We start from the raw sequence: 4,892 nt of genomic DNA on the forward strand, positions 1-4,892 counted from the left end.
AGGTTCGCCGACGCCGCGAGAACCAGGACGATCCATAGGAAAACTCGCATGGCTGCGTTGTTGTTCTCTCTCCGGGCGGGCGTGGTCGGCTCGCTGACAGGATCAAGTCGGTACGGGTCGTCGGTCATGGGGTTCCTCCAGCTCAAAGTACGTACACCACGATCGACGCTAGTGACGACACTCATTCGGGGAAATGCCGTCAGCTGCCGATTCTTGGTAGAGCAGGCTGTACTCTTCGCGCGCGTGCGCTCTAAGCGCCATGCAACGCTCGCAACTCCCGTACAGTGCGATGACGTGAAGGCTGGGACGCGCGCTCCACGGGACACGTTCGAGGCGGTGGAGCGGCTGGCCGGCGGCCTCGGCACGGCAATCCTCGCGCTGCTCGCGCTGGTCGCGACGCTGGCCGTCGGTGTGGCCTGTCTGGTCGGCGTCGGGCTGCCGCTGCTACCGATGATGCTGACGGTCGTCCGCAACGTCGCCGAGCGGGAGCGAGGGCGGCTCCGTCGCTGGGGGTATGAGCTGGTCAGCCCCTATACGGAGGCCAGACCGGCCGGGTGGTCGAGCCGGATGCGAGCCGCCAGGGAGGACCCTGCCACCGGTCGCGACCTGCGCTGGATGGTTCTGCATGCGTCGCTGGGTCTGCTGCTCAGCGTGCTCGGCTTGATACTCCCGATCCTCGCCGTGCGGGACACGACGTTCCCGCTGTGGTGGCGCCTCCTGCCGTCTGATGAGGCCGGGGCGTCGCTCGGATTCGCCGTGCATACCTGGCCGGAGGCGATCGCCGTCGGCCTGTTGGGGGTGAGCTGGCTCGCCATTCTGGTCGGTCTGGCTCCCGCGATGGCGCGGCTGCAGGCGCGGCCCGGAGTCCGCTTGCTCGGGCCGCATCCGTCCGTCGACCTGTCACACCGCGTCGCCGAGCTCACCGCGACACGCGCCGGCGCTTTGACCGCGCACACGGCGGAGCTCCGGCGGATCGAACGGGCGCTGCACGACGGCACCCAGAACCGCCTGGTCGGCGTGGTGGTACTGCTTGGGGCGGCTCGTCGTGCGGTGGTGCGTGACCCTGCAACGGCGGACGCGGCGCTGGAACGCGCGCAAGGCGCCGCCGAGCAGGCACTCGGGGAGCTTCGCACCGTTGTCCGTGGGATCCTGCCGCCCGTGCTCGAACAACGTGGCTTGCCCGGCGCGTTGAACGCGTTGGCCGCAGACTGCGGGACGCCATGCCGGGTAGCGGTCGGTGAGTTGGCCGATGTCCCGGTGTCCGTGGAGGCGACCGCGTACTTCGTCGTGGCCGAGGCTTTGACGAACGTCTCGCTGCACAGCCGCGCCGCTGACGCTTCGGTGGAGATCGAGCGAACCGGCGTGCTGCTGACTGTCCGTGTGCACGACGACGGCGTCGGCGGCGCCTCCGAGGCGACCGGCTCCGGCTTAGCCGGCGTTCGCCGACGAGTCGCGGCTCATGACGGAACCATGACGTTGACCAGCCCCTGTGGGGGACCGACCATCCTGACGGTGGAGTTGCCATGCGGATCGTGATCGCGGAGGACGACGCGCTGCTGCGCGAGGGCATGACCCTCCTGCTGACCGGGGAAGGACACGAGGTGGTGGCGTCCGTATCAACCCCGGATGCGTTGCTCGCCGCTGTGGCGGAGCACCGCCCGGACGTCGCCGTCGTCGATGTCCGGATGCCTCCGACACACACCGACGAGGGGATCCGCGCCACCGTCGAGGCACGCCGTCACCACCCAGGGCTCGGCGTCCTGGTGCTCTCCGCCTACGTGGAGCAGTCCTTCGCCACCGATCTCCTTACCGACGGTGTCGCCGGAGTGGGATACCTGCTCAAGGAGCGGGTCGGCCGGGTGGAGGAGTTCGTTGAGGCGTTGCACCGCGTCGCTTCAGGCGGTACTGCCATCGATCCCGAGGTGGTCGCGCAGCTCTTCACCCGTAAGCGGGCCGTGGACCTCCTGGGGAGGCTGAGTCCACGCGAACGCGAGGTCCTCGCACTCATGGCCGAAGGTCTCGGCAACGCCGCCATCGGCGAGCGGCTTGTGGTGACTGACGGCGCCGTCCACAAGCACATCCGCAGCATCTTCATGAAGCTTGACCTCCTGCCGACCGATCAGACCGATCGCCGGGTCGCTGCCGTCTTGCGCTACCTCGAAAGCCACACCGAGGACCCGGGAGAGCTGAGAAGGCGTTAGGGCCGCCGCCGCTCGCGTAGCGCCATCATCACCGCGGCGCGAGCCGTCTGGCGGCGTCGCGGAGCTGGGGCATGCCGATGGACTCCTGGACGCACCGGGCGAACGCCCACAGCCGGACGCGTTCGGGATCCAGCTCCGCAAGCTCTGCCATCCGCAGCACGAGTGCGGCCGGATCCTCGGTGATCCGCCTTGTGTCGATCATGTGCTGAAGCACGTCGTAGGCGGGATCGCCGACATAGGGCTTCGGATCGATGGCGAGCCAGGGCTCTCGCTCGGCCGCGAGGATGTTCTCGTTGTGCAGGTCCGTGCACAGCACGACGTTCCGTTGCGATGTGCTCGGCAGGGTGCGGAGTAGCTCCATGCCGGCCCGCGCCAGGCCCGGATCGATGGCTCCCGGGTGGGCGCCGAGCCGCTCCTCGAACTCATCGGCCCAGGCGTTGCACATCGACTGCAGCGGCCGGAACCGATGGCCGTCCGGCGGCTCGCGCCACAGGTTGCGCAGGATCTCCGCCACGACGACGTCCTGCTCCGGCTCGGGCAGCGCGTCATTGAGCTGCGTCCCTGGGACGCACCGCTCCAGCAGCAGCGCGATCGTCGTGTCGTAGGCATGTGTGTCGTACAGAAGCACGGCACCGGCGCCGTTCCACAGCCGCAGGCCGTCGGCCTCATGCTCGGCCTCGTAGTGCCGCCAACCGACCTTGAGAACCAGGTCGCGCCCGGCGGCGTCGACCGCGGGTGCGACCCAGGAGCACGCCCCGCCGGGCTGGTAGGGCTCGCCGAGCCGGAGCGTCCATCGCTCGGCCAAGCCGGAGACGACGTCAGGCAGAGTGGCAACCCATTCACGCCGCTCCGGGTCCCGGTTCGACTCCTCGATGAGCCTGCGCGGCAATACGAACGAAGCCATGGGTGAATCTAACTCGGGCCGATCCGGCCGATCACGTCAATTTCTCGCGTCACGTTCTCCAGCGGCCACTCGCCTGGGTCTCGGAGGACCGCCTACCCCATCCCTCACAGCGCCGCGTCGAGCTGGCCCAGGCGCTGAATGAGCTGAAGGTTCTCCCGGTAGTCGACGGGGCAGTTGATGATCGAGACGCCGTCATCGTCCAACGCCGCGCGCAGCGTCGGTAGCAGTTCGTCGGCCGAGGTGATCTGGTAGCCCTTGGCGCCGAAGCTTTCCGCGTAGCCGACCACGTCCGGGTTGCTGAACGCGGTGTTGCTGTGCTCGCCCATCTCCATCTGCATCTTCCACTCGATCAGGCCGTAGCCGTTGTCTTCCCAGATCAAGACCGTGAGCGGGATGCCTTCGCGGACCGCGGTCTCGATCTCCTGGGAATGCATCAGCCACGCGCCGTCGCCGACGACGGCCAGCACTTTGGTCTCGGGCCTTGCCAGCGAGACTGCGAGCGCGCCGGGCAGGGCGAACCCCATGGTGGACAGGCCGTTGGAGACAAGGCAGGTGTTGGGCGCGTAGGTGGGATAGAGCCGGGCCATCCACATCTTCACCGCGCCTGTGTCGACCAGCGCGATGTCCTCGCGTCCGAGCGCCGTCCGGGTGTCGGCGACGACGCGTTGCGGGGTGAGCGGAAAACGGTCGTCGTGGCGTCCGCTCTCCAGCTCCTCGCCGAGCAGCGTGCTGGACGGAGTCGGCTCCGCCGGCGGGCAGTCGTGGTCGCCCAGCTCGGCGAGGAGCGCGGTCAGCGACGCCCCGATGTCGGCGATGATGCCGACATCGACGGAGTAGTGGGCGTCCACCTCGGCCGGGAACCGGTGGACGTGGATGATCTGTTTGTCGGCGTCGGGGTTGACCCGGACCGGGTCGAACTCCTGGAGCTCATAACCGACGGAGATGATGACGTCCGCCTTCTCGAACCCGAAGTTCGCGTAGTCGCGGGTCATGAAGCCGATGGTCCCGAGGGAGTTCGGGTGGTCGTCCGCGAAGACGCCCTTGCCGTGGAAGGTCGTGGCGACGGGTATACCCAGCGACTCCGCGAATCTGGTCAGCGCTTCGGACGCGTGACCGCGGGATGCCCCGTGCCCGGCCAGGATGATCGGCTGCCGGGCCTGCCGGATCAGCTCGGCGGCACGGCCCACCTGATCGGACGACGGCGCCTCCGGACGGACGACGTTTCGCGGCAGCGGCGCCAGCGCTGCATCCGCCGCCGCGTCGTCGACATCCTCGGGCACGGCCAGGTACACCGCACCCGGCCGTTCCGTCTCGGCCGTCTTGAACGCCTTCCGGATGACCTCCGGGATCGCCTCCGGGCTCGGTACGGTGCCCGACCATTTGGTGATCGGCCGGAACATGCTGACCAAGTCGACGAACTGGTGTGATTCCTTGTAGTTCCGGTCCCGCCCCACCTGCGCGGAGATGGCGACCAGCGGGGTGCTGTTCGTCATCGCGTCGGCCACGCCGAGCTGCAGGTTGATCGCGCCCGGCCCGAGCGTTGCGGAGACGACACCCGCGGACCCCGTCACGCGGCCGTACATTTCGGCCATGAAGGAGGCCGCCTGTTCATGCCGGGTGAGCACGTAACGGATGCCAGACCGTTCAAGCGCTTGAGTCAGGTAGATGTTCTCTTCGCCGGGAATGCCGAAGACGACGGTGACCCCTTCGTTCTCCAGACACCGGACGAGAAGCTCGGCCGCGCTGCCTGGGGTGTCGGTGGGCTGGCTCATGATCGCCTCGCAGGT

At 68.3% G+C, this 4,892-nt stretch carries 4 protein-coding genes; 2 read left to right on the plus strand and 2 right to left on the minus strand.

Going from position 1 to position 4,892, the window contains the following annotated elements; translation table 11 throughout:
* Nucleotides 1-294: 294 nt before the first annotated feature.
* Together ELR45_RS30740 and ELR45_RS30745 are read left to right on the plus strand one after the other, a co-directional pair.
* The gene (locus ELR45_RS30740) at nt 295-1,536 is read left to right on the plus strand and encodes a sensor histidine kinase (RefSeq protein WP_205857594.1); all 1,242 of its coding nucleotides are present in this window, start codon (nt 295-297) and stop codon (nt 1,534-1,536) included.
* The gene (locus ELR45_RS30745) at nt 1,524-2,201 is read left to right on the plus strand and encodes a response regulator transcription factor (protein ID WP_129669694.1); all 678 of its coding nucleotides are present in this window, start codon (nt 1,524-1,526) and stop codon (nt 2,199-2,201) included. Before ELR45_RS30740 ends, ELR45_RS30745 begins: the two co-directional genes overlap by 13 nt.
* Before the next feature lie 28 nt (nt 2,202-2,229).
* On the opposite strand, the gene ELR45_RS30750 is transcribed toward ELR45_RS30745, so the two are convergent.
* Both ELR45_RS30750 and ELR45_RS30755 read right to left on the minus strand, forming a co-directional pair.
* Nucleotides 2,230-3,105 carry an aminoglycoside phosphotransferase family protein gene (locus ELR45_RS30750; RefSeq protein WP_129669695.1) on the minus strand — a complete coding sequence of 292 codons (876 nt, stop codon included), beginning with the start codon at nt 3,103-3,105 and terminating at the stop codon, nt 2,230-2,232.
* A gap of 104 nt (nt 3,106-3,209) precedes the next feature.
* Nucleotides 3,210-4,877, minus strand: coding sequence for an acetolactate synthase large subunit (locus ELR45_RS30755; RefSeq protein WP_129669696.1), 1,668 nt, complete (start codon nt 4,875-4,877; stop codon nt 3,210-3,212).
* Nucleotides 4,878-4,892 lie beyond the last annotated feature (15 nt).

This window comes from Phytoactinopolyspora endophytica (genome assembly GCF_004138495.1).
GTDB lineage: Bacteria > Actinomycetota > Actinomycetes > Jiangellales > Jiangellaceae > Phytoactinopolyspora > Phytoactinopolyspora endophytica.

Bases quoted from the DNA above. Each gene is read 5' to 3' on its own strand.
- ELR45_RS30755 (WP_129669696.1), bottom strand. From the start codon at position 4,877: ATGAGCCAGCCCACCGACACCCCAGGCAGCGCGGCCGAGCTTCTCGTC.
- ELR45_RS30750 (WP_129669695.1), bottom strand. From the start codon at position 3,105: ATGGCTTCGTTCGTATTGCCGCGCAGGCTCATCGAGGAGTCGAACCGG.
- ELR45_RS30745 (WP_129669694.1), top strand. From the start codon at position 1,524: ATGCGGATCGTGATCGCGGAGGACGACGCGCTGCTGCGCGAGGGCATG.